The sequence below is a fragment of the Bacteroides sp. BFG-606 genome, from assembly GCF_024788145.1.
Taxonomy (GTDB): Bacteria; Bacteroidota; Bacteroidia; order Bacteroidales; family Bacteroidaceae; genus Bacteroides; species Bacteroides vicugnae.
Map to the genome: position 1 here is coordinate 4,933,759 of NZ_JANUIL010000001.1, position 25,111 is coordinate 4,958,869.

30 protein-coding genes are annotated in these 25,111 nt (G+C 42.1%); 17 read left to right on the plus strand and 13 right to left on the minus strand.

Translation table 11 applies throughout. From position 1 onward, the window contains the following. The 17 genes from NXV01_RS18860 to NXV01_RS18940 all read left to right on the plus strand — a co-directional run bounded on the left by NXV01_RS18860 (position 1) and on the right by NXV01_RS18940 (position 10,032). Positions 1–1,323, plus strand: a complete 1,323-nt coding sequence (locus tag NXV01_RS18860; RefSeq protein WP_032945511.1) for a DNA cytosine methyltransferase — start codon at positions 1–3, stop codon at positions 1,321–1,323. Between the two features lie 122 nt (positions 1,324–1,445). Continuing rightward, complete coding sequence (locus NXV01_RS18865) at positions 1,446–1,766, plus strand: hypothetical protein (RefSeq protein WP_175324222.1); 321 nt, start codon at positions 1,446–1,448, stop codon at positions 1,764–1,766. Next, entirely contained in the window at positions 1,763–2,635 is an 873-nt protein-coding gene (locus tag NXV01_RS18870) for a phosphoadenosine phosphosulfate reductase family protein (RefSeq protein WP_005938131.1), read from the plus strand. Before NXV01_RS18865 ends, NXV01_RS18870 begins: the two co-directional genes overlap by 4 nt. A gap of 12 nt (positions 2,636–2,647) precedes the next feature. Further along, a complete protein-coding gene (locus tag NXV01_RS18875; protein WP_032945507.1) occupies positions 2,648–2,917 on the plus strand; it encodes a hypothetical protein in 270 nt (89 codons plus the stop codon). Next, on the plus strand, positions 2,914–3,381 hold the full coding sequence (locus NXV01_RS18880; RefSeq protein ID WP_032945504.1) for a hypothetical protein: 468 nt from the start codon (positions 2,914–2,916) through the stop codon (positions 3,379–3,381). The genes NXV01_RS18875 and NXV01_RS18880 overlap by 4 nt, the downstream gene beginning before the upstream one ends. Continuing rightward, entirely contained in the window at positions 3,378–3,695 is a 318-nt protein-coding gene (locus NXV01_RS18885; RefSeq protein WP_032945502.1) for a hypothetical protein, read from the plus strand. Before NXV01_RS18880 ends, NXV01_RS18885 begins: the two co-directional genes overlap by 4 nt. A 305-nt stretch (positions 3,696–4,000) precedes the next feature. Continuing rightward, positions 4,001–4,291 (plus strand): hypothetical protein, encoded by a 291-nt coding sequence (locus tag NXV01_RS18890; protein ID WP_005938146.1) that lies wholly within the window; start codon positions 4,001–4,003, stop codon positions 4,289–4,291. A gap of 4 nt (positions 4,292–4,295) precedes the next feature. Continuing rightward, the gene (locus NXV01_RS18895; RefSeq protein WP_032945497.1) at positions 4,296–4,487 is read left to right on the plus strand and encodes a hypothetical protein; all 192 of its coding nucleotides are present in this window, start codon (positions 4,296–4,298) and stop codon (positions 4,485–4,487) included. After that, complete coding sequence (locus tag NXV01_RS18900) at positions 4,484–4,738, plus strand: hypothetical protein (RefSeq protein ID WP_032945494.1); 255 nt, start codon at positions 4,484–4,486, stop codon at positions 4,736–4,738. The genes NXV01_RS18895 and NXV01_RS18900 overlap by 4 nt, the downstream gene beginning before the upstream one ends. A 17-nt stretch (positions 4,739–4,755) precedes the next feature. Further along, positions 4,756–5,271 (plus strand): hypothetical protein, encoded by a 516-nt coding sequence (locus NXV01_RS18905; protein ID WP_032945491.1) that lies wholly within the window; start codon positions 4,756–4,758, stop codon positions 5,269–5,271. Next, positions 5,249–5,905 carry a hypothetical protein gene (locus NXV01_RS18910; RefSeq protein ID WP_032945489.1) on the plus strand — a complete coding sequence of 219 codons (657 nt, stop codon included), beginning with the start codon at positions 5,249–5,251 and terminating at the stop codon, positions 5,903–5,905. The genes NXV01_RS18905 and NXV01_RS18910 overlap by 23 nt, the downstream gene beginning before the upstream one ends. A 2-nt stretch (positions 5,906–5,907) precedes the next feature. Beyond that, positions 5,908–6,069: a hypothetical protein gene (locus NXV01_RS18915; RefSeq protein WP_005938173.1), complete on the plus strand. Its 162-nt coding sequence runs from the start codon at positions 5,908–5,910 to the stop codon at positions 6,067–6,069. A gap of 12 nt (positions 6,070–6,081) precedes the next feature. Continuing rightward, complete coding sequence (locus NXV01_RS18920; RefSeq protein WP_032945486.1) at positions 6,082–6,285, plus strand: hypothetical protein; 204 nt, start codon at positions 6,082–6,084, stop codon at positions 6,283–6,285. Between the two features lie 10 nt (positions 6,286–6,295). Beyond that, positions 6,296–6,532 (plus strand): hypothetical protein, encoded by a 237-nt coding sequence (locus tag NXV01_RS18925; protein ID WP_005938177.1) that lies wholly within the window; start codon positions 6,296–6,298, stop codon positions 6,530–6,532. Between the two features lie 36 nt (positions 6,533–6,568). After that, complete coding sequence (locus tag NXV01_RS18930) at positions 6,569–6,994, plus strand: hypothetical protein (protein WP_005938179.1); 426 nt, start codon at positions 6,569–6,571, stop codon at positions 6,992–6,994. Continuing rightward, positions 6,960–7,328, plus strand: a complete 369-nt coding sequence (locus tag NXV01_RS18935; RefSeq protein WP_005938181.1) for a hypothetical protein — start codon at positions 6,960–6,962, stop codon at positions 7,326–7,328. The genes NXV01_RS18930 and NXV01_RS18935 overlap by 35 nt, the downstream gene beginning before the upstream one ends. 7 nt (positions 7,329–7,335) lie before the next feature. Further along, positions 7,336–10,032: a hypothetical protein gene (locus NXV01_RS18940; RefSeq protein WP_005938183.1), complete on the plus strand. Its 2,697-nt coding sequence runs from the start codon at positions 7,336–7,338 to the stop codon at positions 10,030–10,032. Between the two features lie 94 nt (positions 10,033–10,126). Here NXV01_RS18940 and NXV01_RS18945 read toward each other — a convergent pair whose 3' ends face one another. The 13 genes from NXV01_RS18945 to NXV01_RS19005 form a co-directional block, all read right to left on the minus strand. Next, a complete protein-coding gene (locus NXV01_RS18945; RefSeq protein WP_005938186.1) occupies positions 10,127–10,657 on the minus strand; it encodes a hypothetical protein in 531 nt (176 codons plus the stop codon). Between the two features lie 15 nt (positions 10,658–10,672). Next, on the minus strand, positions 10,673–11,185 hold the full coding sequence (locus tag NXV01_RS18950) for a hypothetical protein (protein WP_005938189.1): 513 nt from the start codon (positions 11,183–11,185) through the stop codon (positions 10,673–10,675). Between the two features lie 18 nt (positions 11,186–11,203). Beyond that, positions 11,204–11,653: a hypothetical protein gene (locus tag NXV01_RS18955; protein WP_005938192.1), complete on the minus strand. Its 450-nt coding sequence runs from the start codon at positions 11,651–11,653 to the stop codon at positions 11,204–11,206. 2 nt (positions 11,654–11,655) lie between these two features. Further along, complete coding sequence (locus tag NXV01_RS18960; RefSeq protein WP_032945481.1) at positions 11,656–12,204, minus strand: DUF6808 domain-containing protein; 549 nt, start codon at positions 12,202–12,204, stop codon at positions 11,656–11,658. Continuing rightward, positions 12,188–12,793, minus strand: coding sequence for an N-acetylmuramoyl-L-alanine amidase (locus NXV01_RS18965; protein ID WP_032945478.1), 606 nt, complete (start codon positions 12,791–12,793; stop codon positions 12,188–12,190). The genes NXV01_RS18960 and NXV01_RS18965 overlap by 17 nt, the downstream gene beginning before the upstream one ends. 14 nt (positions 12,794–12,807) lie before the next feature. Next, a complete protein-coding gene (locus tag NXV01_RS18970) occupies positions 12,808–13,167 on the minus strand; it encodes a hypothetical protein (RefSeq protein WP_032945476.1) in 360 nt (119 codons plus the stop codon). Next, on the minus strand, positions 13,155–13,400 hold the full coding sequence (locus NXV01_RS18975; RefSeq protein WP_032945474.1) for a hypothetical protein: 246 nt from the start codon (positions 13,398–13,400) through the stop codon (positions 13,155–13,157). Before NXV01_RS18975 ends, NXV01_RS18970 begins: the two co-directional genes overlap by 13 nt. After that, positions 13,384–13,890, minus strand: coding sequence for a hypothetical protein (locus tag NXV01_RS18980; RefSeq protein WP_032945472.1), 507 nt, complete (start codon positions 13,888–13,890; stop codon positions 13,384–13,386). The genes NXV01_RS18975 and NXV01_RS18980 overlap by 17 nt, the downstream gene beginning before the upstream one ends. Positions 13,891–13,957: 67 nt before the next feature. Beyond that, positions 13,958–15,253, minus strand: coding sequence for an RNA-directed DNA polymerase (locus NXV01_RS18985; RefSeq protein WP_254455631.1), 1,296 nt, complete (start codon positions 15,251–15,253; stop codon positions 13,958–13,960). 441 nt (positions 15,254–15,694) lie between these two features. Then, on the minus strand, positions 15,695–16,006 hold the full coding sequence (locus NXV01_RS18990; protein WP_005938215.1) for a helix-turn-helix transcriptional regulator: 312 nt from the start codon (positions 16,004–16,006) through the stop codon (positions 15,695–15,697). Positions 16,007–16,010: 4 nt separating this feature from the next. Next, a complete protein-coding gene (locus tag NXV01_RS18995; protein WP_005938219.1) occupies positions 16,011–16,355 on the minus strand; it encodes a type II toxin-antitoxin system RelE/ParE family toxin in 345 nt (114 codons plus the stop codon). Positions 16,356–16,536: 181 nt separating this feature from the next. Then, positions 16,537–24,474 carry a hypothetical protein gene (locus NXV01_RS19000; RefSeq protein ID WP_259023069.1) on the minus strand — a complete coding sequence of 2,646 codons (7,938 nt, stop codon included), beginning with the start codon at positions 24,472–24,474 and terminating at the stop codon, positions 16,537–16,539. Beyond that, on the minus strand, positions 24,471–25,109 hold the full coding sequence (locus NXV01_RS19005; RefSeq protein WP_005938225.1) for a hypothetical protein: 639 nt from the start codon (positions 25,107–25,109) through the stop codon (positions 24,471–24,473). Before NXV01_RS19005 ends, NXV01_RS19000 begins: the two co-directional genes overlap by 4 nt. Positions 25,110–25,111: the final 2 nt, after the last annotated feature.

Here is a 25,111-nt window from a genome sequence, read left to right on the forward strand (position 1 = left end):
ATGGAAAAGAATAAGTTTACCCATGGTAGTTTGTTCAGCGGCATCGGTGGTCCGGAAATAGCTGCCGAGGAAATGGGCTGGAAAAATATGTTCCATTGTGAAATAAACCCGTTCGGGAGAAAAATACTTGATTATTGGTTCCCAAACAGCAAAAGTTATGAAGACATCACGAAAACAAATTTTACAGAGTGGCGTGGAAAAATCAATGTCCTCACCGGAGGTTTTCCCTGCCAGCCTTTTTCTTGCGCCGGACAGCGAAAGGGAGCGGAAGATGACCGCTACCTCTGGCCGGAAATGCTACGAGCGATACGGGAGATTCAGCCCGATTGGGTTGTTGGTGAAAACGTTGCTGGAATCCTCTCAATGGTACAACCCGGCAGTGAAACTGCGTTGGGACGTGAAGAATCTCTGTTCGGAGAGGTTGACCGAAAAAGAATATTGCATCGGCAGGAATACGTTGTCGAAACAGTGTGTAACGACCTTGAACGTGAAGGATATTTCGTCCAACCGGTTGTTATTCCGGCTTGTGCCGTCGGAGCGCCGCACAGAAGAGACCGTGTCTTCTTTATTGCCCACCGTGCAGACGCAGGGGTTAAAGGTATGCAACGAAAATGGGAAGACAACATTCTATCCGGTAGGACTGCTTCCGACACCACGTGCCGTGGAAGTGGTGGAACACCCCATGAAAGCTGCTGCGAGAACGAAAGACAGAACGGGTACGAAACTCAACAACCTTTCGTCAGGGGCTGCGTTCGGGCTTCTTCCCACTCCGATGGCGAGCGATGCAACAACCGGAGCGATAATTGGAAAGAACGACCAATTTGTTACGACCAGAAACGGGACTCCGAGGAGAATCAATCAGAACGGACAGAACGGATGCGTAGGACTTGCGAGAATGGTTCGGTTGCTTCCTACTCCCAATGCCCGGGAAGCGGACAAGTACAGCAAGAAATACAATCCGAACAGTCAAATGGGCACAGCTTTGACAGCAATGGCGGTGAATGGGATGCTCCCTACTCCAGCAGCGAGGGACTATCAACCCTCCGTTTCCCCACAAGCATTGAAAAGAAAAAATGGGAAAATGAGGACGGATGCTCTGTGCAACCTGCCGGTAATGTTAGGAGAGCATCATTCGCAGAACGGTGGAAAAACTTCCCAACTCAATCCCCTGTTTGTAGCCGAGATGATGGGATTTCCACCAGATTGGACGGTATTGCCTTTTCAAAGTGGCGGCAGGAATCGATAAAGGCATATGGCAATGCGATTGTCCCACAAGTAATGTATGAGATATTCCAAGCTATTCAAGAAACTTATAATCAATAATAACCATGGACAATTCAATTTATAAAAAATGCACAGAGTGCGGGCAAACAAAGCATATTTCAGAGTTCAGCAAATCATATCCTAACAGGTGTAAAACTTGTGTAGCAGAACACACGAGACAAATGAGAGCTGCTGAAAAACTTAAAGCTAAAGTAAAGGCTACCGGCGAGGTCATAGATGTTGAACCGTCAGGTACTATGCAGGTTTTATGCGGTTCATTCATAACGAAAGACGGTCGAAGAATGCCCGGAACAGCACTTGAATTTGAAAAAGCCATAGACTGGGAACAACGCAGATACGAGATTGCGAAAGAGATAATGAAAGGATTTTCAGCCAATTCACATAATCAGTGTGTGGATGCAAGTAGCGAAACGTTAGCCCAGTGGAGCATTAGCGGTGCTGATGCTCTTATTGCAGAATTGAAGAAAGGAGGTAAAGGATGAAAGTAATAGTTTCATTCAGTGGTGGCAAAGATAGTCTTGCATCACTTCTTTGGGTGCGTAATAACCTAACAAAAGATTTTATTACAGTATTTTGTGATACAGGTTGGGAACACCCATTGACCTATAAATATATCGAAGAAGTACAGGAACAACTTGGCTTAAATCTCATTACCGTCAAGTCAAAGAAGTTTAACGGTATGGTAGATTTGACAAAAAAGAAATCACGCTGGCCATCCTCGCAACGGAGATTCTGCACATCTGAATTGAAAACCATTCCGATGATTGACTACATACTCGATGAAGTAAACGATGATGTTCTGATTATACAAGGAATACGTGCTGCCGAGAGTGCCAAGCGTGCCGAAATGTCCAAGCAATGTACGTACTTCAAGTATTATGTGCAGCCATACGGTAAGGATAAGAATGGTAAGGACAAGTACCACACCTATCGTCGTAAAGATGTATTGGCATTTCGAAAGAAATATGCTGATGACCTATTGCGTCCGGTATTCGATTGGTCGGCACAACAAGTGATTGACTATATACTTGAAAATGGAATACAGCCTAATCCTCTCTACCGAATGGGCTACAAACGTGTTGGTTGCTTTCCTTGCGTGATGGCTTCACAACAAGACATTTACAATATCAGCGTACAAGAGCCAGAAAGGATAAGCTACATTGCAGGTCTCGAACAACAGTTCAACAGCAGTTTTTTCGGTCCTGATAAAATTTCATCTAAGTATTATAAGGGTGAATATCCTCTAATCAGCGATGTTGTTCGTTATGTACAAAGTAAACGTGCAGGTGGTTCTCTGTTCGACGATGATGTGGCAACAAGTTGTATGAGCTACTATGGGCTTTGTGAATAAAAAAGGAATGGTATGGCAAATATAAAAGACAATAAAAAAGGATTCAAGGTAATCCAAATAAGTAGGAAAGAACTTGTAGAGGAATTAGGACAATATGGTGCAATAGGAATTTGTGACTACTGCAACGAAACTGCATCTACAGGCTATTACATAGCTGTGCTAAATCAATGGTTTTGCCCGAAATGCTATCAAGCATGGTATCATCGCGCTACTTATTATCCGGAAGATGCAAAGGTAGAAAACAGAAATTTTGAATTTTACAAAAATATTTTTGGATTATGACAAAAATAAAACTGAATTGGGCATACGCCAAAGGCGAATTAGATACTGATACATTGAAACTTATTTGCCTACCAGCACGAGGCAAACGCTTATTTGGTGCGGATGAATTGGATGCGGAACTTTGTATAAAGGACGGTATGAATTACCAAATAGCAGAAATCCACTTGGGTGATGTGGAAAGCTCAAATATTCTTTGTGAAGAGATCGCAAGGCGTTGGAATGAGCATGAAGAATGGCACGAATGCAAAGAGGACACGGAAGACGTGCCACCAATTGGAACATATTGCATTTTAAGGGTAGAATATCTATGCTGTAGTAACAAATGGAAAGTAGATTACTTGACAGCTTATTACAATAAATACGGGTGGACGGAAGATTATTTAGACCAAATAACCTGCAACTACAAGGACTACAAGATAACCCATTGGAAACCGATAAACAAACCGAAAGGAGTTGAAGAATGAAAAAAAACATCAAGGAGGCAATAAAGGAACATCTTTATGCAAATGAGTTTGCAGCAGACCCGAACAATCCGGGGTTTGTGGATAGATTTATTGAACACACTAAAGCTGCGGAATGGGGTGCAAACTGGCGCATCAATAGCGTGTGGCATGATGCAAAAGAATGTCCGGAAAGGAAAAGAAATTATCTTGCTCAATGCAAAAATGGTAGATTTAACGTAATCCCTGATTCGATGAATTGGGATAACTTTTACAAAAAAGCAGAAATTATCCGTTGGGCATACATCGAAGATTTACTACCTAATATGGAGGATTAAATCATGAAACCTATATTGAACACTGAAGACATTAGGAAATTAAAGACTGATGAACGCTTAATTGAATGTTCTTGCGGCAAAGTGAATTATTATAGATTCCTATGTTTCCACCCACGAAACACGAATTATGTAATTCTATTGAATCATTGCGAAGAGCCTGAAAGGTTTTTTATTCAAAACCTTATAGACCGGTTCTATACAAATTATACAAGTCGTGATATAATCACTTATCGTAGAGATTACGCCATTAAGAAACTCAAAGAGTTTGAACAAGCGTTGTCTGAATTAGGAGATAAAGATGAGTTATGAGATATGCACTTAGAAATCAAGATAAGATTGCTGCTGCATATAGTTCCGAATACTTGAAAGAGCATATAATCGGAAGCCTTGACAGTTATTTCAATGTTCCAAGAAGTCAAGAAGAGGTTGAGGATTTTATTTACAGTTCGTGTGTTTGTTATAGCACAAATCAAGGTAACTACCCAATCATGCAAATTAATGACATTGCAGACGATAATGCCATGTTGGAATTTGCATGGATAGGAACTCAATATGATGTGATTAAACTTGCCTTTTTAGGCAGAATGAAAGGATAAACCAATGAAAAATGTAACGAAACTCGCTAAAAAGTCCGCAGGGCTTAGCCAAAAATGTTCGATTTGTCCACTTATGCAAAGATGCACTTTAGAAATCCATAGAGCTTGTTTTGACAGCTTTGTAGAGGGTTTCAAGAAAGGGACCAGAGCTGCTGAAAAAGAAATAAACAAGAAATTAAAATCGGAACAAATATGAATAAAAAAGAAGTTATACGAACCGCCAAAGCCTTTAAGAAGATTCTGAAAAAAGGTATTCCTCAAACAGTATGGAAATCCAGCTATTGGGATATTCATGGAAAAAGATACACCGCCTATGAAATAGCTGCACGCTTTTTACGGATGAAAGGCTATAACGTGCGAATTGAGATAGGTGATAATACAGAGAATCCCTCTTATTGTTTCGGATACATACGGTTCTATAGGTATGTGGCAATCAGTTTTAACTAATAACAAAAATAAGAGCAATGGAATTTAAATCGCAAATATGTACTACCCATGAGCAGTCAAAAAGATTGCTCGCTTTGGGACTAAAGCCGGAAACGGCTGATATGGTATATCATCATACAAAGAGTAAGGTACCAGCTTTAGAGTGGGAGTTACAAACCAAGCCGCCTACATTGAGAGGTAAGTTTTGGACTCCTCAAAGAATAGCCAAACTTGCATTTCCTTTTCACAAGCATCCTGACGGATCGCCAATGGCCGGAGAAGAAGTATTTGATAGATTGTGGGGTGAGGATGTCCCTGCATGGAGTTTGTGTAGGCTGTTGGAGTTACTTCCGACCGAAATCAGAATAGGAACCAGTGAGAATGTTTTTGGCTTGCATCACGAAACAAGCGATGCTTGGTTACTCTCTTATCCCTATGTGAAATCCTTTGAAACCGCATCACCTGTCGAATCTTGTGTATTGGCTATTGATTGGCTGATTGCCAACGGACACTTTAATAAAGAATACTACAATGAAGAAAATAATGTTCAATGATAAATTTGGCTTAACTCAAGCTGTATTGGAAGGGCGGAAGACTATGACGAGAAGAATAATCAAATGTCCAAGAACTTTTAGGGGAGAATGGGTCGCAGGATTCAATATACACAGACGCCATTCTGACAAAAAGATTGTTGATTGGCCTTGTATGTACGATGCTGATGAAAGAGAGTTTGATATGGGCGAGATATTGCCGAAATATGAACTTGGAGAAGTTGTTGCCATTGCGCAAAGTTATATGGATGTTGACCGATTTCATAGAAAAGGGAAAAATGCAGCTTACTTAGAATACTTGGATTCTATATTGCCTGAACTGAAATTACATCCCGGTTGGACTAATAAAATGTTTGTGAAAGCCGACCTAATGCCCCGCCATATTGAATTTACAGATCGTAAGGTTGAACGCTTACAGGACATTAGCGATGAAGATTGCTTGAAAGAAGGGATATATGAAGATTCGGGTGATGATGAGTTTCCGCCATCTATATTTTATGAATTTGAGGGAAACAAAGACAATGGATTTGATACTCCACGTGAAGCCTTTGCCGCCCTCATAGATAAAGTCTCCGGTAAAGGCACTTGGGAAAGCAATCCCTATGTTTGGGCGTATGAATTTGAATTAATGAAATAATCATGAGCATTGCAGAAGATATTATAGACGGTTGGTGTTGCCAACTTTGTGGTGTGTACTTTGAAGAAGAACACGGTTACCCTGTTGTTTGCGAAAGCTGCTACAACGAACTATCAGAAGAAGAAAAGAAAGATTATCAATTAGCAACCCATAAAGAATTTTAATGTATTTATCATATGGATGCAAAAACATTCTTTACCAAGGTAGTTCTGATGCGCAAAGCACAGAAAGACTATTTCAAGTGTCGCACCCAACAAAACTTGCGGAAATGCAAGGCACTTGAAACGGAAATTGACGGAGAAATTGAACGTGTAAATAGTATTACCGGAGTTTCTTCCGTTTCCAAAGAACCCCGACAGACAAATTTATTCACTGATTAAATCATACAATATGAACTCAACTGTATTAAAAGAAATCATGGCATTCCTTTTCGGGCGCAAATATTATGCCAACATTGTAGCAACAAAAGGAACAACAAAGCAAGAAATCTGTTCTTACATTTTTGCAACAAAAGAAGCCGCCAACCGGCATCGACTGGAAATCGAAACAACTCTGTCATTCCGGTTTGTCGAAACAGTTTCTTTCCGTTCACGCCGGATATATTTCGATTCGTCTGTAAAAAGTTAAACCATAATAATCTGTGAATCATTCTATTTTCGTATTATGATTATCAAAAAACTAAAAACATGGTGGCAGTCACGTAACTACTATGTGATTGCCGATGGTAACGACAATTCAATCACGCTATCCAAACGCTTGTTTCTCCATATCAAAGGTAAGGCGAAAAAGGGCGATGCAGCCCAAGTGTTTGTTTTCAGAATTGCCGGACAAGATTCTTTCGGCTTCACCGTCAATCCAAATATCGGACAACCGACTCAACTATGCGATATTCAATATAATGACAAGTATAAGTGCATAGGCTTTGAAAGTCTGTGCCCGTCGGTCGGTCTTATGCTTTATGAGCATGGGTTACCCGGTGATAGTATAGTCAAACTGTCTGTGTCTATACATCATACAAGCAAAGGTCTCATCTATTATCAAATTGAAAAGCCCAATGGAAAGTATATTAGGAAATACAAGAAAGGCTGATATAGTATTCTATTCTTCGGGAAGAATAGACATTACATCTCATATAGCCAAGCAACTTCATCTCTCGCGAGGTGATGTCCTGGATATTATGAGTGAGAACGGAGAATTATATCTTTATGTCAGATACCGCTCACCAACCGGCGGTCGGCATGAAGCATGTGTGTTTCCATCCAATAGGCAAGGGAAACATTTCAGAGCCTCATCTAAAAGGCTGTGCTCCGCCATACTTGATGTGTCGGGTGTAACAGACAAGGCGAGATTATGCGTTGGAGAGCCTAAGGAAAGCCAATATCATGGCACATTGCTACCAATCATTACCAAACTCCTTTTGTAAGAAAGATATGATTAAAGAAATAAAATACAACGGGTATTCTGCCAACCCATCGGACTATGAGTGCGCCGATGGGGACTTGGCAACATCGATAGGTGTTATTCCCGAAAACGGTGCACTTAAACCCATATTGCCGCCATCCGAAGTATTACAATTCAAAGGTGGTGATTCGGTTATGTATATTCATAAATCGGCTAACTTCAAGCACTATATCATCTTTAACAACAATTCTATCAGTTGGTGGAATGGTTCTGACGCACATCAGCCTGTTTTTCTTCGTTCATTTAACGAGGTATATCAGGTAACAGCTATTGGCAATACGCTTCTCATCTTGTCAACTGACGGTATGCATTATTTTCTATGGAAAGGAAATAATGACGGATATTTATATCTTGGTACAAAAATACCTGAATGCCCACTTTCATTTGGGTTGCAGGGTGAAATGGTTCGGACAGATGAATTTTCAATATCATTTGATGCTATTAGTGAAGGCAGCATTTGGAATGAATTCTCTGATAACAATAAAACGCGAATTACAGACCAAGTACTTGCCCATATCAATAAATTTATTGCTGAAAGGTCTACAAATAAGGGCAAATTCATTTTTCCTTTCTTTGTAAGATACGCCTATCGGCTATACGATGGAACATTGACAATGCACTCGGCTCCGATTCTGATGATTGCTTCATCAGACCTTGCACCGCAAGTTTTTTGGACACACCTGACGGGAAAGGGAAAGTATACAGATGCGCAACTTCGAATATGTGGAATGATACACGACCTTGATTGTGCCGTTGTTCTTCAGTCTCGCCTTGATATGCTTAAAAATTGGAAAGATATAGTTCGATCTGTTGATGTGTTTGTTTCAAAACCTATTTATACTTATGACCAAAACGGAAAATGTACAAGATTTGCACAATCGGAAAACTATAATTCTTATTGTGTATGCAAACATATAAATCAAGCAGCTTCTACCTCCAAATTTCCAATTCGTTATCAACATCATACATTCAATAAACTATATGCCTTTACATTTGACCCCAACGGACTGACTTATCCAAGTGGACGTTTGATGATTCCTCGTAGAAGTATTGATGATGTAAAAGAGGATATTCGTTCAACATCGCAATTCTACCTGCTTGAAAGTCTCCGTATTGAACAACTTTCCACTACACGTACAAAACTGGTAATCGAAGAAGATTATCTACAGTCATTGGTAACACGAGAAGTTATGACAGATGATTATGACAGTCATGATAAATTGCTTCCACATTATTCGTTTGTTTATAATTCAAGACTTAACATCGCAAACATTCAAAAAGAATTATATAACTTGTATAACACAGGAGCGATGATTACATATACCAACGGATATGTTGCTAATTTTGATGGAATGTCCCCTACTTATTTTGATGGAACAATGCCTGTTTCTGTATACTTCTATATCAAGCAGGATGGTCGGGACATAGTGGTCAATGGAGAATCTTATCAAGCGTCAATATTGGATCCGCCATTGCTGTTTTTGTTCTACCCTAATATAAACGCATACAAAGCAGTTATTGTGACGCATTATGGATTACCACAATATTATGAAGTGCCACTTGAACAGCACAAATTCCTTAACGGAGCTTTTTATTTTGCCGGTTGGGAAAATCCTCCGACAGGACTTAGTGATTATCCTACAGCAAGTCCCCGTGAACAGCGAATAATTGATTTACCGAACAAAATATACACATCGGAAATCAATAATCCATTTCACTTTCCGGTTCTCGGTATCAATACAATAGGTACTGGCACTATTCTTGGTATATCTTCAGCTGTAAAAGCTTTATCAGAGGGACAGTTCGGTCAGTTTCCACTTTATGCTTTTACATCAGAAGGTGTATGGGCCTTAGAAGTATCAAATACGGGATCATACTCAGCACGGCAACCTGTAACACGGGAGGTTTGTATAAATACGAACAGTATCACACAAATTGATAATGCAGTGCTGTTTGCCACCAATAGAGGTATTATGCTGATAAGTGGTTCTACTGTGCAGTGCATATCAGAAAGTTTAAATGCGGAAGATTTGTTTTCTATTTCTGATTTGCCAAGATCGGATAAACTTCTATCAGTTTATAATGGAAAAGCAAGCGAAAATGAACGAACGGCTCTTGACGATATTGCTATGATTCCGTTTTTTGATTTTCTTGCCGCTTGCCGGATGATATATGATTATACCAATCAGCATATCATTGTGTATAACCCGGCTGTACGCTATGCTTATGTGTTTTCGTTGAAGTCAAAGCTTTGGGGAATGATGCTGTCAGACATAGTGAACAATGTCAATTCGTATCCGGAAGCATTAGCAATGGCTGACGGAAACAGACTTGTGGATTTTTCTACATCATCTGCTGAAAACATAACGGCATTAGTGGTTACCCGCCCTTTCAAAATGGATGAGCCAGATGTGTTCAAGACGATAGATACCATCATTCAACGTGGATATTTTAAGTCGGGACATGTAGTACAAGTACTGTACGGTTCGAATGATTTGTTTAATTGGCATACTGTATGGAGCAGTACAGACAAATATATGCGTGGTTTCAGAGGAACACCGTACAAAGCATTTAGAATTGCACTCATTTGTACACTTGACAAATCCGAAAGCCTGTTAGGATTTAGTGTCCAGTTCAATCCCCGTATGCTCAACAGACTACGATAAATGAAACATATAGGTCAGTTATTTTTAAGGTTATCAGATTGTTTATAAGGAGAAAGAGCCGGTATGCGTGATGCACCCCGGCTCTTGTCTATTCTTAAAACGGTTTTAGTTTTCGTCTTATCTTGCCTTTTCGTGAAACAAGGGAAGTCTGTATCTTGATTCGGATATTTCGGGCTTTATCTTCCCAGTTGGCTTGGCTGCCTGGATTTGTTATGCTCATCCAGTCGGCAAGGACCTTGCAGACCATATATTCGTGTATCAGATGTTTCAGCAACTTCACGGTAGACAATGAAAATTCCACAGGCAAAACAAGGGTTATGAGGTATTCTTCCGGCACGGTCATAACATTATCAAGGGGTTCCTGCTTATCGGAAATTTCTTCTTTCGTATAAGGAAACAACATTTCCACGCATTCAGAATGTACGAGGTTAAGTATTCTCGTAACTCTGTCCACATTACCGTCCTGACCGATGTCGAATACTTGATGTCTGGCGTGTTCATCTTCCGCTTGCATAATGTCGCCCTCTACAAAAGAATAATTCTCCGCATCGTAAAGCAGTTCTTCCCTTTTAAACACAAGTGTTACCGCTTTTGTTTTAGACTGGCTGTTTTGACAATATACCATAGGCTTGAACATCAATTAATCATAAGTCGGTCTTTCCGGACGGCTGCGTTTGTAGAGTGCACGCTTCACGTTTTCAAGACTCACCCCGGAGTGTTGTATATACGCATTGGCATCTTCCGGACTGGTTATGGCAAACCACTCTCCAAGTGCCATATCTACAAGATATGAATGTATGCCATTTCCCAGTGCGTCCGCCGAAGCGTTGTTATAGTTAGACGGAAGCAAAAACTCCAATGAAAGTTTACCGTTATTATCTATCTCTTCATCCATCAGGTTATCGCTTGTTGTATTATCCTCATTGAGATACTCTCCAAGCAGACTTTTTAAAGAGGAAAAGGCATTGGCCAACGAACGACGTATCTGATAGCTGTTTTCATCGTCATCACTTGCTTGCATATTGGATGCGACTTGATAGCTCTTGCCGGCCGCTTCTCGTGCCTGTCCCGTCAAATACGCTTTGTTCTGAATATCATAGACAAGTTCTTTGACCTGTTGTGTCACGGTTAATGTTTTCTTATTTTCTGCCATAATATTTTGAATTAATGATTATTCGTATGTCGGGCGCATGGGCTTTCTTTTGAAAAATGCCTTACGCATTATATCCTCCATATAGGTAGCAGCTTCCGTTGCATATCCGGCAGCTTCTTCCTTATTGGTAAACGTGTACCACTTTGCAGTGACATTCATCACGAAGAATGAAAACAAGCTACGCTGCATACTTTCTTTTAGAGCTTCATCGAATGAATTCGACAGCCCCAACGAAAGCCTGTATTCACTGTCAGCTTCCGTTTCGTCAAGAAGCATTTTCTTTAAACTGTTGCATATGGTATTCTTACTCTCGCACCAAAAACGTTCAAGCATGCTTTTATCCTCATCCGTCGTAAATATACGATCGTAGGCAAGCTCATCATCCATTTTCGCACCGGTGTACGATGTGGTCTTTGCTACCTCTTCATATACTTTTTCCTTATTGACCGTTAATATAATATCTATCATAATCAGAAATCAAACAAATTATACGATAAACCTACACTAAGACATGGAGAAAATTGCGGCGTTTCTCTCAGTGTTATTCCATATCCTACCTGTAGACTGATACTGAACTTTTTCTTCTTGGGTTTGGGATAATTACCTGTTACGGTCATTATATCACGCCCGGCAAAAAGTATCAGGCTGTCAAGTTGTGGATGAAAGCCACTTACATAAGCCCGATATGTGTCTGTTTCATACATCTTCTGCGTAATGGGGATTTCAACCTCAACACTGTCTTTGTCTTTATTTGGAGGTTTAGTCGTATCTGCTACGTCCGGAGTCTGTTTCGTACTATCCGGTTTTGCAGTAGGAAGAATCTGCGTGATGTATTTAATAACGGTACTATCCTTGGGTACAGGCTTGTAATAGGGTATGGTATCGAAAACAGTTATTCTTGTGGTATCATTTATAGGTAACTTTTTATTCGATATGCAAAAACGCACATTAAAAAACAGTGATGTGAAAAATAATACCACAAACAATATTGCTACAATATCTTTAAACCATTTTACCATACTTCTGAATATATCTGGTTATTGCCTCTACATGGGTTTTAACAATAGCTTGTTTGCCTTCTTCGGAACAAAGGTACAGGACATCATCCTTGTTATCCTGAAAAAAGTTTTCCGTAAGTACAGCCGGGCATTTTGTCTTACTCAAAATATAGAAGTTTTCTTCCCAGTCAGGATCGTCGTCAGAATTATCTTTGCGTATTCTTTGACTGATAAAGTTTTTTTCAGCTTCTTCATACAAGAAAGTTGCCAGTTTATCAGCCTTTGTCTTGCCTTTCGATGTATAAGCGCTCCATCCTCTTGCGTTCATCCATTCTGCACCGTTTCCGGCAGCATTGCAGTGGATAGAAACAAGAACTACATTGGCCGTTCCATATCGTCCGCAAACTTCGTTTACACGCCTTGCACGTTCTGATAGTGGAACATCTACTGTTTCCCGAACAATGCGTTCGGCATCATAACCTCTTGCGGAAAGTTCATGTGCTATTCTATTTGCAATTTCACGTGCATAAGCATATTCACGCAACGAACCGTCAGGACTACGTTTTCCGGGAGTGTTTTCACCATGCCCGTTATCAATCAATATCTTCATACTTATTTATTTGGTTAATATTCACTTGGTGGGACGCGGTCTGCACAACCATGTTTATTGCATTTCCGGAATTCCAGTGCTTGATTCTGAACGGCAAGCTCGCTGTTCTTTTCGCTTAGCTCGCGGATAGCGTCACGATACTTGGTTATCTCGGCGTAAAGGTGGTCAATTTTGGCGTCCAGTTCGACAACTCGCTTTTCCTTCTTCTCGTACAATTCTTTCCATTCAGCAGCATAAGCTGTGATGTTATCTGCTTCGGTTTTTTCAGCCTCGGCATCTGCCTTTTTCTTTTTGCTTCTAAGCAATAACAAGGGCAATATAACTAATGTGATGAGCGAACCGACAACTTGGATAATCGTGCTTAGTTGTTCCATATTAAAGTTCCTTCTATTAGTTGTCCTATCATTGCTCCGGCTACTGTAAGACCAAAGTCAATCCAATCCCATCTACCGCCATGCACCTTGTCTTTATATTCCAAAGCACCTGCTGTCAAAACTCCGGCATACATTGCGGTAAACCAACCAAATGCAAAAATGCCGATAATCAGTCCTCCTATGAGGTGTTTCCACCTGTTACTCATTCCGAGCCATTCAATCAACTTTTTCATCGTTATTACTTTTTAAATTAAATACCGTCCAATCCACTTCATCCTTTTCTTTCCACCCTTCCTGAACAGTCTTTATCACATAGGCGCACGCTGCTTGGGAGAACGCAATAAAATCATCTGCATTCTCGAAAGTATGATAGATGGGCGTACCATCTTCCTGTTCATTGATTTTTAGAATAAGCGGATAAGGAATCTTTTCACTACGTTCTATAGCGGAAAAGTTTAATTGGTTTTCGGGTGAAAGATATACTGCTTTCCCGTTCCAGACAAAGCCGTTTATAATCTTTTCCTCCGTAGCCGTGTTTATAGCGGACACAACAAGTTCCTTGACTTCGGAAAGTGTGGGTTTATGGTCGAATGTATGCCGGTACTCCCAGCCATTCTCACTATTCTCATCATCTTTCCCGAAGCCATAAAACAGTATCCACTTGGAGCGTCCTGTACGTACAAGACAATCCTGCCGCTTCTTTGTGCCGTAAATCTTTTCCATTGCATGAATTTTGATTTACGACAAAAGTAGCGGATACCGAGCGGATTAGTATGTTATCTTTTTCCCGTCAGGTAAAATTGTATTTTCGTTTGCCTCCGTCAAACATTTCACATTTGAGAACTGTTTCAAATGGAAAGCCGTCCTCAATATCGCTGATTTGGTCAAGAATACCTTTCATCTCAACCGATGCAGTAAAGAACTTTCCCCATTCTTGAGTCCTGGGATTGCGGAACGATACCAGATAACGGTCTTCCCCCTCTTTGGTGTCTATTCCTGTTTCAAAATCATGTATCTCAATTGGAATATTTACGATGTCGCTCAAACGCATAACCTTGCCGGGAAAGCGTTTTTTTCCATCTGCTGGAGTGTACGTAACACCCATTTCGGAAAATTTCTTCATGTTGTTCTTGGTAAGTATATAAAATAAATGTTTGCAATCTGCATGGCAGGCCATACCCTTGAATGAACCGATTATTTGCTGTCTCCGTTTCCGTGATTTAATCTTGGAAAGTTTTCGGGCTGCATTTACTTTTGTCCGTTTTCGTAGCAATGTATAGTCGCCGTAGTTGACAAAGCCAAGGGCATCCATACCGGAGGATATGGGAGCCACTTTTTCGCTTGGTTTTATTGTCAGCCCTATTTGAGCTGCTTCATAGTGTAGTTTGTCCCGCAATTTCCACAAATCACGTTTACTCTCACCGAGAATAAAGATGTCATCACAAAAACGGAAGTAATGTTTTGCACCATATTCATCAATCATCCGGTGATCAATATCATTATGGTAAAGGTTTCCAAAGAATTGTGAGGAACGCAGTCCTTTGCTTATGCCATGCTTCCCGTTGGGATATAGTGCTTTGACAAAATTTTCAAGAATAGGCAATAAGACAGGGTCTCCGACATATCGCCTGATTGTGGAGATTAATATATCATGGTCAATACTGTCATAATATCCTTTATAATCGCTTTGATAATAATAGTGTATATTGGGGTTCTCTGCCAATGTATCCTGCACCTGATGGAACAGACCATGCGGTCCGCGTCCTTGTATGGATGCAGCCGTTGTTTCTATCAATAGGGGTGAAAGATGCTTTTCCAACGGCTCCATAATCGCATTGCTTCCAATACGCTCTATGACTGACGGGGCTTGCACAATTCTTACTTTCGGTCCGTCATCCACAGTAAACGACTTGAGGTTCTTTATACGGAATGTGCCGTTACCTATCTGTTCTTTCAGCGCATCAAGTATCTTATGCTTGTTTTTTACATAACGGGCCATTCTTGGTGAACATTCAATGCCATCTATTACAGCTATCTCTCTTTGCCGATTTCCGCTTCGGGTATCTGCACTTCTCAGATTTGCCATGACACGCTTGAATGACCTTTCCAAATTCTCATCGGATATAATCTCCGGTATGAGATTATATAACGGATAACAGACCGCAGTTGCAGCTACGGCCGGTTGGAATAAATCGTATATATCGCTGACCGCCTTCCGGTCTCGTGGGGAGTGGTCCAACCTCTCCCCACATGTGGTTAAAGATATGTTCCGGCTTTCCATTAATAAATATATATTATCATGCTGTTGCCGAGGCTCGAATCCCTCGGAGAATGGCGGTGGTAATCTCGTACCTGTGCAGGGTCTCCGATTAATTTAACCAACAGAATTTCAGACGCGCCCCGTAGTTCGTGTTCGAGTTCGATGAAGCGTTGTTCGCGTTCGCATAAGCGAGACCGCTGTTCGCATTCGAGTTGTTGCCGGACCGCAAAACACAACGGCGCGAGGGATTGTCCGCCTTTTATTTTTTTAAAGAGTTATGCTTCCTAAACCGGAAATACTCAAAGACGCCTTCATACCCATGGCCTTAAACACTCGCGCAATGGTGGAAAGGGTCAGATTACGTCCGCTTTCTATCTTGGATACTTGTGAACGCTGTACACCGATTTTTTGTGCCAATTCCTCTTGGGTCATGTTTTGGGATTTACGGGCTTTTTTTATGGCTTCCCCAATCAAAAATGATTGCAATTCAGCTTCATACTTATCCCTGTGCGGTGTACCGACCTCACCTATATGTTTATCCTTAACTTCATCAAGGGTATAAAATTTAATTGCTTCCATATACTTATTTTTTTGAGTTGAAATATAATATTCTGACGGCTTCCGCCTTGTTTATCTCTTTGCGTGGGGTCTTTTGTGTTTTCTTCACAAATCCATGCGTGGCAATGACCAACGTTTCCGCGTCGGTGTCCCAAAAAGCCAACAGACGATATTGAATACCTTTATACAGGGTGCGAAACTCCCAAATGTCAGTATCATCTAATTTCTTGAATAAATCTTTGTCCATATAACCATTGGCTACCTTATCTACATTATAGATAATTTTATCCTTAACGTCTTGGCGCAGAGTGTCAAGAAATGCATCGGCTTCACTCGACATTATTACTTTGAATCTCGTTTTCAATTCCATATCTTATATCATTCACAATGCAAATATAGTGAAAATGTTCTATATATGGAACGTTTTACAGACAAAAATACAACCACATAAAAATTAGTTTCAAAAATCGACTCGCTTACGCGAGAAAAAGAAAGAGGGAGCAGCCTACGGCTCTCCCTCCAACGCTTTTTTCGAAATCGCGAGGTCCGCTCTATTCAATTATAACGAATTTTCCGCGGAAGGCCAGACGCGCCCCGTAGTTCGTGCTCGAGCTCGATGAAGCGTGGTTCGCGAACGCATAAGCGAGACCGCTGTACGCATCCGAGTAGTTGCCGGACCGCAAAACACAACGGCCTCGGCTTCCACTTATCCAAAATCCTGCTGCATAATGTGTTACATACATACTTGTATCTCCCTTGTGTACTCTGCTGGGCAATACATCGCACTTGGCACCATGTACTATGCGCACGACACAATTTCCATTGGAAGCGTCAACTGTTTTAACAGTCCGTTCGGTTTTGTTTACGGGGTCATAAATATGCGCTGTATAATCTATTGGATATGAACTGTCGTTCTCCGTGCATTTTGCCTTGTAGAACGCTTCATAGCTCGGCACATTAAAAGCGATATAGTCCATCCATTCTGAATCACAACCCACATAATGCTTCAATCCAAGTATGGAGTTGAGCGTATTGCCGGTATTATTGCTGTCAGCCATGCCGATGGAATCCAGTTTATTCAGAATGCTGTCATGTCCGCCATTGCCCACAACCGACTGTTCGTTGGTTGTTCCGCTCAAAGCCCACCATAGATTGCTAATCTCTTTATGCTGTTCGTAATCCTGCAACTGATAGCCAACTCCACGTAAGCGGCAGATGTTTTGGAAATCCTTTGCCGTGTAATTCAAACCGCCGATAGGCATCTCAATAGGATTACCCTCACTGTCGTATTTCCATTCGTTAGATGTAACGGACGTCCCGTTGCCTTTCTTCGAACGTATATCACCGGAAAGGCTGCGTGGCATCTTCAAACCGTCAACGGTAATAGGATATACACCGACCAGACTGTCGTTGTCGCCAACCGTGTGTTCGGTCCATTCAGGTTCTATGGCTTCAATACTGCTGCTGTCTACAACAAGGCACTCTATGTCGCCAATGTCACGGAAAGAAGTGAAATAAAACCATTTTGCACCGTTAGGTATGTCACAGAACACATAATCACCGATGTTGAAGTCAAAATAGGTATGGCTTACAGACATGATGAACGTACTGAGCACACGGTTGTTTTCGTCAGTGAACACGCCTCCAAGCCGGGCATGGTTCAGACCGGGCCATCTTACCTGCTTCATTCCTCTCACATCCATCTTGTAGCTGTTCGTATTGGATGCGGTGGTTATGACATCCTCGCCTATGACTTCACCGACAACGGCATCAATCGCATACACTCCGGTATTTTCCATATATAGCAATTCCGACAACAGGGATTTTCTGCTATGCAATGCAGTTGAGAGCGGTTCGGTCTCTGTTATAGAAGGGAAAAAATACTTTACTTGGTTCTTGTAGTCGTTCACTCCCTTGTACCAATGGTGCGGAGCATGCCAGAATATATCAAAGCCCTCTCCGGCGGTGTCCGTTATGTCAAAGCTGCTGCCGTTTTTCAGGTAGTTGAAATCCGTATCGCTTAACTGCACGCCTTCCATCTGGTTTTTCTTCGTGTTGAATGAGCATTTATAGGCATGGCATCCTTTCTTGATGGCAAGGGTATGCCCGCTTGGAATATATGTGTTGCCATAATCCGCCCCCGTCTTATTTTCGGGATTGCTATACTTCTCACACGAATCATTGTCTACCGTATCGCTGATTTTCACAATAGAGAACTGCGAATTATGAAGTTCAAGTTGGGGAAAATACCGGACAAGCTCTTCGATTTCGTTCTGCTCTATCAGTTCGACCAATATCCATCGTCCGGTTATTCCGCTACACTGTCCTTTTTCATCGTACGCATTACCATTCGCATCCAATCCTATAGCCCCACCGTTTTTTATGGAACGAAGCATTTCAACACTCGCCGTAGCATTTACGTTGGGAATACGGACGGTTTTCAATTCACTTGCATTGACCACCTGTTCCAACAGAGTCATCGTATCAATATACGGACATTCATTCACGAATATTTTTGTAACCTTACTGACACCACCAAGAGAAAGCCCGCCGGGATAAGTCAGATTAGGCAGATTGTTCAATACAAGTTCAGTGATAGTACCGGGAAGGGCAAGCGTACTTATCGGAGAAGTTTCAGCAAACGTTATTGCAGACAAAGAAGTATTATCGGCATGCACACTCTCCATTCGTGGACACTTTGAGCAATTGACGGTTATAATTTCCGTGTTTCGAATATCCAATGTAGTGAGAAACGGCATGTCTCCTAAATCCAAATTGGTAAGAAATCCGGTGTTTCCGGGCGACATTTTCCATTCCTTATGATTTTCACTACCGAGATACAGTTCCTGTAGCAACGACATTTTTGAAAGGGTATTCCCGAATTGAGGGTCAATACTTACTTCACTTAAATCTATCATGCTCATGCGGTCTGCCTGATATATGTACAGCATGATGTTTTCCCCATGCTGGAAATCTGTGAATGTACCGCTTTCCCCTGCCTTCAGAAAGATTCCCTGTGTAATGTTTCCACTATCGTTACCGATACCGAAATACCCACTCTTGGCCGCTTTAAATCTGATGACTGCACCTTCTTTTGCACCGATACGTCCACCAATATAACCGCTTTCCGCCTTGAAATCCCCACAGCGGTAGTATCCGTCACGGATGCGCCAGCGTTGTTCTATAAAAGCGGGAAGAGATGTCAGCCCCAGTCCTTGCAATGCATAGAAATAGAGGTCGTTGTATCCTGTATATTTGATATACTTCCGTTCTCCGTCATAACTTGAAACAACCTTAGGCCATTTTTTCATTATCTGTTTTACAAAATAATAGTCAGCTCCCTTGGGAGAAAACGGTCCGGCACCGATTCCAAGTGTATCGGGAAGCGAACGCATCGTATCTGCTATTGCAGGCAATGTAATTGTATTGGCATTTTGGTCTACATCCATAGTCTGCTGACCACGTATATCATTCCAAAGCACGCTTCCTCTTCCGGCGTATGCACTGTTTGTCAGATCACCGGGGTCAACTTCCGGGTCAATGGTTTGCCCGCCGTCATTATCCTTACCGTTGCAGGTATCACAGTCATAAACTTTATTAAGGTACATTCTTCGCGCTTCCATACCGTTTGCTCCGCTATAAACACCGTCCTTGACGCTACAGCCGTCTTCAAGGAAGAACATCGGTTGCATGTTTTTCGCCTGTTGGTCGACAGCGGCAAGATAATCGGTGAAAAGATAATAGGAAACCAACGAGTATGGATTGATGTATTTCCACATCTGTGTCTTCCAAATTTCCTGCCATTTCCCTGCGAGCTCTTCCTTGGCATAATCGCAACTGTCGCAGAATTTCAGTACTTGGTACAGGTCGAACGGTACTTTCCGTCCCATGGCCAGGTCTATCTGTAACTGGTCATCGTCAATCATGCACTCGAAGTAACGTGTCCACATCGGGTAGGTTTCCTGTCCGAGTTTGAGTTTCGTTACCCACGAGGACTCTGCGGTAGTAGGTTCCATCATGTCTTCAACGCTGCCAACCCCTTGCCACCAGTTCATTCCATCATATGTGAGCAATTCGTAACCGCTTACCGGATTAAGGACCTTGCCTGTAATCTTCCACTTGCCGTTTTCCTGCTTCATCTCTCCGGCTTGTCGCGTCCACTCTCCCCGTTCGTATGACATAAACCGGTAGTCCTGCCCGCAATATAGGGAAAGAAGATAAAGCTTTTCTTTATCGGTGGTAATATCATTCTTGAAACGTGTTTCTATCTGGTCGATGCTTTCGCCCTTTTGTCCGAAATATTCCACAAAATCTCCATAGTTCACGCAGCCTTTATTGTAACCGGGAGTATCTTTAAACCCAAGCGCAACCTGTTCTCCCTTATCCTCCTTCCAGTTCCCTTTTGCATGAAACCATGCGTCTGTCAAGCTTTCCTGTGTAGCACGGAATGCGGCAATGGGATGATTGGCTGTCGAGTGATTCATTTCCAATCCCTTTAATGATATGTCACTCTTTGCCCAAGTTCCATCAAATGAACGCTGTGCGGGAGTCAGGTAATTACTTCCGAGTGCACGAAATGTGGCGTTCATCAAACCGCACACACCGCAGTCGTTGGCATTGGAGCTGTCGGAATAATCCACTTTCACCGTTATTATTTTTACCGGAATAGAATCTTCGCCTACACGGACATAACCTATTCTCATCAGTTTATATGATATTTGAGCATCTTCACTGTCATAATCCGGATAAATAGGAGTTACCTCCCAGCCATCATTCTTTTGAAGATAGAAACGGTCGTTCTTGATAGGCCGTTTTGCCGAAGTGGTTCCCTGCCTGCGCCATTGCACATTGATAGCCTTAAAACTTCTCCACGGCATAGTCGGATGATAATAGAACAACGTACATTTGAACTTCTTGCTTGTATCAATATCACCGTCAAACGTGTCAAAAGTTTGCTGGTCTGACACGACCACATAATAAGGTATGCCTTTTGCGGAAAGGGCTTCTATTGTCGGACGATTCTGTGTATCAAGCACATTCTCCGCTTCATACTCCTGTATCATTGCTGAAGTATCAGTCAACTTGCACAAATAGTTTCTAAAAGCTTGCGCCCATTCATAATGACTGTTGTAGGCAAGTACATAATACAAATACAAGTCTCCTTCCGTTCCGTCAAATGTTATGGTTTTTGAATTAAGGATAGCACCGCTATTACTGATATATCCTATACAGCCGACCTCTTCACCATTCAAATACAGTTTGATACAGGAATAATTGCTTCCCCCACGTGATACATAAATGGTAGATGGTTCTACAACTACGGCCATGGTAATTTTTTCACCTTGTCGGAATGAGCGTTCCACCAAAGCCGGTTGTCCGGTCTTGCAGTATATCGCAGCTTTATTTCCACAGACATAGAAACCGGCTCCGCTATCAGGGTCATAGCATTCTATCAGCTTTGAATCAGCTTCCTTGATATTTTTGGTGGCAAAGGCAAATTGGATGGCACATCCGCTCGTAGTTTCCACTGATGCGTTTCCAAAAGGATGGTAATCCAATATTTCAGCTGTTACATTTTCTGCAATACGCAAAGAACGCTCCTTAAGAAAGTCTACAAATCCGTTGCTTGACCAGTTTGCACCTCGTACATCCATTGTCACTCCGTTATGTGTGATAGTATGATCGCTCTCACTGTTGCTACGTGTAGAAAAATCATATCCGAACAAAGCACCGTCCTTGATCGCTATATCAATGGCACTCCCTTTTATCGTAACCTTGATTTCATTGGTGGATACACCGCCACTTTCGGCATGTACGGTAATACTTTGGCTTCCGTCCGTACTATATCCGCTTATCTGCTTGTTCACTGTAACCGTTTCGGCAATCATAGCTTCCACAGCTGTAACTTTCTCCTCGCTGTAGAAAACATCTACATGCGTTTCAGTCTTGCCGGGAGTATACGCAGCCACCTCTACGGTAAGGTTGTCATATAAACGTAACGTGCCGTTGTTCTTGTCATTGAACCTGATGGCGACGATGGGAGTATTACTGTTTTCGTCCACACACATGATAGCGGAATAGATGGTGTTTCCCTTTACTCCGGATTTCTTCTCCGTACCGTATATTCGTACAGGATATGCGCCATGCGAAAGTCTTTCTCCGCCACCGAATACATTTGTTGGATTGACAGAGATGCCTTTGGTATAACTGTCGCTTACCGTTGCTTCACCAAGTTTCTTCCATTCTCCATTATAGAACATCTCCACTACTGCAAGAATGGATGAAGTGTTATTAGGGAATTTATAGAATTGTCCGATATTTTTTGCCGGACCACCTGCAACAAGGATAGTATCACTTGTGTAATTCAAAGCCATGGGTTGTTCTACGGTAATATCCACAGCCATAATGGTAATGGCTTTTTTCTTGGTATTTCCATCCGAATCTGTAGCTTGCACAAAGAAGCTTTTGCTGGCGGCACTGCTGAAATAACTTGTGAAGTCAAGTTCAAACTTGTAATCGGTCGCACTTGCAGAGCCTACAGTGTTCATATCCTCACTGGATAATGTCAGTCCGGTGCTTGCATCAATAATAGTGATGTTACGAATGACACCAAGCACCTCGTTACCATCAGGATAGCTGACACTACGCAAAGCTACATTGATTTTTATCTCTGAGCCGAATGCCATAATAGGAGCGGCTTCCTCGAAGTAGATAGACAATGTACTATCCTCACTGGAGCCGCCACCACCTCCATTTTTGGGTATTTTAAGCACAATATCCTCTATCTGTCCGCCATTCAGATTGGTGGCTTTGTAGTAAATGTAGTCTTCATCACTTTCTTCATCAAATCCGCCGATAGCTTTCTCCTGCATTATGTATGCCCCGCCTGTGGAAAGGGCATCTTTTCCTCCCTCTGCCGGTTTGTCGGATGTTTCCACCTTGCTTCCGCCACTGCCGAATGCTACCCACGGTTTCAGATCATCAGGGCTGATGTCACTCTTATCGCGTGTGAACTGATAGGCAAGCCATACAGGTGCGCCATTTTTATCACTTTCCGCAGTCTTGAATGTAAGGACGATACCGCTTTTCAAATAAGAGAACCCGCTTTCTTTCTCAAGGTCAACAACAGCTTTTATGGCTGTTCCCAAAGTATATTCTCCATCTCCGCAAAGGTCGTTCACGTTGATGGTGTTGCCTACGTTTCCACCACCGGAAGTCCCGAAATCCGTCCAGTTGCTTTCTTTACTCCAATCAGAGGTATTTGTCCATTGTTTTGAAACCCATCCGGCTTCTGTAAGGAATATCAAGACAACACCCGGAATCTGCAAAGCAGAAGCATATTCAGAAGTCGCACACCTGTCAAGTGCTACGGAAAATGTTATCTCCCTATCTGAAAGGTCAAACAGATGGTTGACATTCACAACGCTACGCGATACGACTTGTTTATTGAGTGAAAGTATTGCCTTCTTGTTTTCTTCGACCTGCTTCATATCTTCCTGTAACTTCGCACCTTCATCACCGGGGAATGCAGTAGAGCTTGTATGTCCGAGAGCAAGGTCGGAGCCAATTGAAGTCAGTTGTTTACCGCTCCAACGATAACTTTTTCCATCTTCTTCACATAGAAAGACTTTGCCGGAAGAGGGTATTCGCCCGTTTGTACTTGCCGTACCGAAAACATCTGCATCCAACCAGTTGTTATAATAAGTAGCAGTCTCGGATTCTCCGATTGTCGGAACGTATGCAAGCACAAAGCAACCATGTTCCTTATCATATACAACTTTACAACCCTCATCGTTGGAATTTTTGTCTATGGATTCATTTTTTACAGTAATGCCTACGGAAATGCCATAAAAATCTACCACGTCATCAATGTATCCGGGCAAATGTCGGCTCGGTACTTTCCCTTGTTCGTCAAGAGGGGCGATTCCTCCGTTTTCACCTTTTGATTCTTTGAAAGAGTTCAGTTGGCTTCCAACTTCATTCGCCTTGTTGTTTGCCTTGTTTGCGGTATCCTTGGTCGTGTTTACTTGGTCTTGCAACGAGTTGACACTATCACCAAGCGTGGTGAGGTTGGTGTCTTGCGCTTTGTTGCGGGCTTCTATATCCGTAATGTCGTCCTGCAGTTTGGTAATATCCTCTTGCAGTTTTTCTACGGCTTCGTTATACTGACCGCTGTCTATGGTCGGGTTGCCTCCACTCTGTCCGGTCGGGACCCATTCTCCGCCATCGCCCACATATATGGGAGCTGGTAAGGAAACACCCACAAGTGCCCACCATCCGTCATGTGGTAAAGGATAAGCCGCTTTCAGTTTTTCGATGGTCGTGAACAGTCCTTTGCTCACTCCCTTGATATTTTTTGCCTCAAGCCAGCCGTCCACCATTACGTTTCCTTTCAAGTGGGTCTTTCCCTGAACGGTCGCGTCACCACCTATCGCTGTATTGCGACCAACGGAGACATCACCGTCTATATGTTTTGATTCGTAACTCATATTAATACAGATTTAGCCAATTCGTTCAATGCGGCACTTTTTTCCGTATCGCCGAATGTCGTTAATACTAATGCAGCTATGGTATATATCACAGCATCATAACATTTCTCACAGATTTCTACCGCGCCATATTTGTCTATTTTCGGGTAAGGCAGATATACAGCACGGCTCACTTTCGCTTCTGTCGTTTTGCAAGAATAAAATTCCATCACTCTTCCTTCTGGCCGTATGGATATGGCGCATACAGGCCGTTGACATGTTCCCCTTATGCCTTTAAATCGGGAAGACTGTTTTTCATATTCAGGGTCATCGGTGTTTATGGGATTAAATACCGCACGCTCCCAATCGTTCATTTGGAAAACGACAAAACGCATGAAATCTTCCGGCAGTAATATCCATCCGCTTTCATGCTCTTTCCAATATATGGCATCACCGAAGTTGTGTCCGCCGTCAAGCAAATAGGACGGTGCAGAGCTGTGCACACGCTTTACTGCTTCCAAAATCTTTGATGCAATGATGTCGTCAAGTGCAAGAGTGTCCACATCGCCTATAATCTTCAACGTATCGCTGTTCATGTTTTGGTCCAGGGCGGTGCGTACATCCTCCTGTATTTTGTTCTTCTGATATACAGCCATAA

Excerpts from the sequence above, each read along its gene's own strand:
- NXV01_RS18950 (WP_005938189.1), bottom strand. The coding sequence starts at position 11,185 with ATGGCAGAAAATAAGAAAACATTAACCGTGACACAACAGGTCAAAGAA.
- NXV01_RS18965 (WP_032945478.1), bottom strand. The coding sequence starts at position 12,793 with ATGAAGATATTGATTGATAACGGGCATGGTGAAAACACTCCCGGAAAA.
- NXV01_RS18975 (WP_032945474.1), bottom strand. The coding sequence starts at position 13,400 with ATGAAAAAGTTGATTGAATGGCTCGGAATGAGTAACAGGTGGAAACAC.
- NXV01_RS18980 (WP_032945472.1), bottom strand. The coding sequence starts at position 13,890 with ATGGAAAAGATTTACGGCACAAAGAAGCGGCAGGATTGTCTTGTACGT.
- NXV01_RS19000 (WP_259023069.1), bottom strand. The coding sequence starts at position 24,474 with ATGAGTTACGAATCAAAACATATAGACGGTGATGTCTCCGTTGGTCGC.
- NXV01_RS18920 (WP_032945486.1), top strand. The coding sequence starts at position 6,082 with ATGGATGCAAAAACATTCTTTACCAAGGTAGTTCTGATGCGCAAAGCA.
- NXV01_RS18930 (WP_005938179.1), top strand. The coding sequence starts at position 6,569 with ATGATTATCAAAAAACTAAAAACATGGTGGCAGTCACGTAACTACTAT.
- NXV01_RS18885 (WP_032945502.1), top strand. The coding sequence starts at position 3,378 with ATGAAAAAAAACATCAAGGAGGCAATAAAGGAACATCTTTATGCAAAT.
- NXV01_RS18995 (WP_005938219.1), bottom strand. The coding sequence starts at position 16,355 with ATGGAATTGAAAACGAGATTCAAAGTAATAATGTCGAGTGAAGCCGAT.
- NXV01_RS18925 (WP_005938177.1), top strand. The coding sequence starts at position 6,296 with ATGAACTCAACTGTATTAAAAGAAATCATGGCATTCCTTTTCGGGCGC.
- NXV01_RS18935 (WP_005938181.1), top strand. The coding sequence starts at position 6,960 with ATGGAAAGTATATTAGGAAATACAAGAAAGGCTGATATAGTATTCTAT.
- NXV01_RS18970 (WP_032945476.1), bottom strand. The coding sequence starts at position 13,167 with ATGGAACAACTAAGCACGATTATCCAAGTTGTCGGTTCGCTCATCACA.
- NXV01_RS18900 (WP_032945494.1), top strand. The coding sequence starts at position 4,484 with ATGAATAAAAAAGAAGTTATACGAACCGCCAAAGCCTTTAAGAAGATT.
- NXV01_RS18940 (WP_005938183.1), top strand. The coding sequence starts at position 7,336 with ATGATTAAAGAAATAAAATACAACGGGTATTCTGCCAACCCATCGGAC.
- NXV01_RS18890 (WP_005938146.1), top strand. The coding sequence starts at position 4,001 with ATGAGATATGCACTTAGAAATCAAGATAAGATTGCTGCTGCATATAGT.
- NXV01_RS19005 (WP_005938225.1), bottom strand. The coding sequence starts at position 25,109 with ATGGCTGTATATCAGAAGAACAAAATACAGGAGGATGTACGCACCGCC.
- NXV01_RS18880 (WP_032945504.1), top strand. The coding sequence starts at position 2,914 with ATGACAAAAATAAAACTGAATTGGGCATACGCCAAAGGCGAATTAGAT.
- NXV01_RS18860 (WP_032945511.1), top strand. The coding sequence starts at position 1 with ATGGAAAAGAATAAGTTTACCCATGGTAGTTTGTTCAGCGGCATCGGT.
- NXV01_RS18905 (WP_032945491.1), top strand. The coding sequence starts at position 4,756 with ATGGAATTTAAATCGCAAATATGTACTACCCATGAGCAGTCAAAAAGA.
- NXV01_RS18960 (WP_032945481.1), bottom strand. The coding sequence starts at position 12,204 with ATGGTAAAATGGTTTAAAGATATTGTAGCAATATTGTTTGTGGTATTA.
- NXV01_RS18895 (WP_032945497.1), top strand. The coding sequence starts at position 4,296 with ATGAAAAATGTAACGAAACTCGCTAAAAAGTCCGCAGGGCTTAGCCAA.
- NXV01_RS18865 (WP_175324222.1), top strand. The coding sequence starts at position 1,446 with ATGAGAGCTGCTGAAAAACTTAAAGCTAAAGTAAAGGCTACCGGCGAG.
- NXV01_RS18955 (WP_005938192.1), bottom strand. The coding sequence starts at position 11,653 with ATGATAGATATTATATTAACGGTCAATAAGGAAAAAGTATATGAAGAG.
- NXV01_RS18875 (WP_032945507.1), top strand. The coding sequence starts at position 2,648 with ATGGCAAATATAAAAGACAATAAAAAAGGATTCAAGGTAATCCAAATA.
- NXV01_RS18990 (WP_005938215.1), bottom strand. The coding sequence starts at position 16,006 with ATGGAAGCAATTAAATTTTATACCCTTGATGAAGTTAAGGATAAACAT.
- NXV01_RS18985 (WP_254455631.1), bottom strand. The coding sequence starts at position 15,253 with ATGGCAAATCTGAGAAGTGCAGATACCCGAAGCGGAAATCGGCAAAGA.
- NXV01_RS18910 (WP_032945489.1), top strand. The coding sequence starts at position 5,249 with ATGAAGAAAATAATGTTCAATGATAAATTTGGCTTAACTCAAGCTGTA.
- NXV01_RS18870 (WP_005938131.1), top strand. The coding sequence starts at position 1,763 with ATGAAAGTAATAGTTTCATTCAGTGGTGGCAAAGATAGTCTTGCATCA.
- NXV01_RS18915 (WP_005938173.1), top strand. The coding sequence starts at position 5,908 with ATGAGCATTGCAGAAGATATTATAGACGGTTGGTGTTGCCAACTTTGT.
- NXV01_RS18945 (WP_005938186.1), bottom strand. The coding sequence starts at position 10,657 with ATGGTATATTGTCAAAACAGCCAGTCTAAAACAAAAGCGGTAACACTT.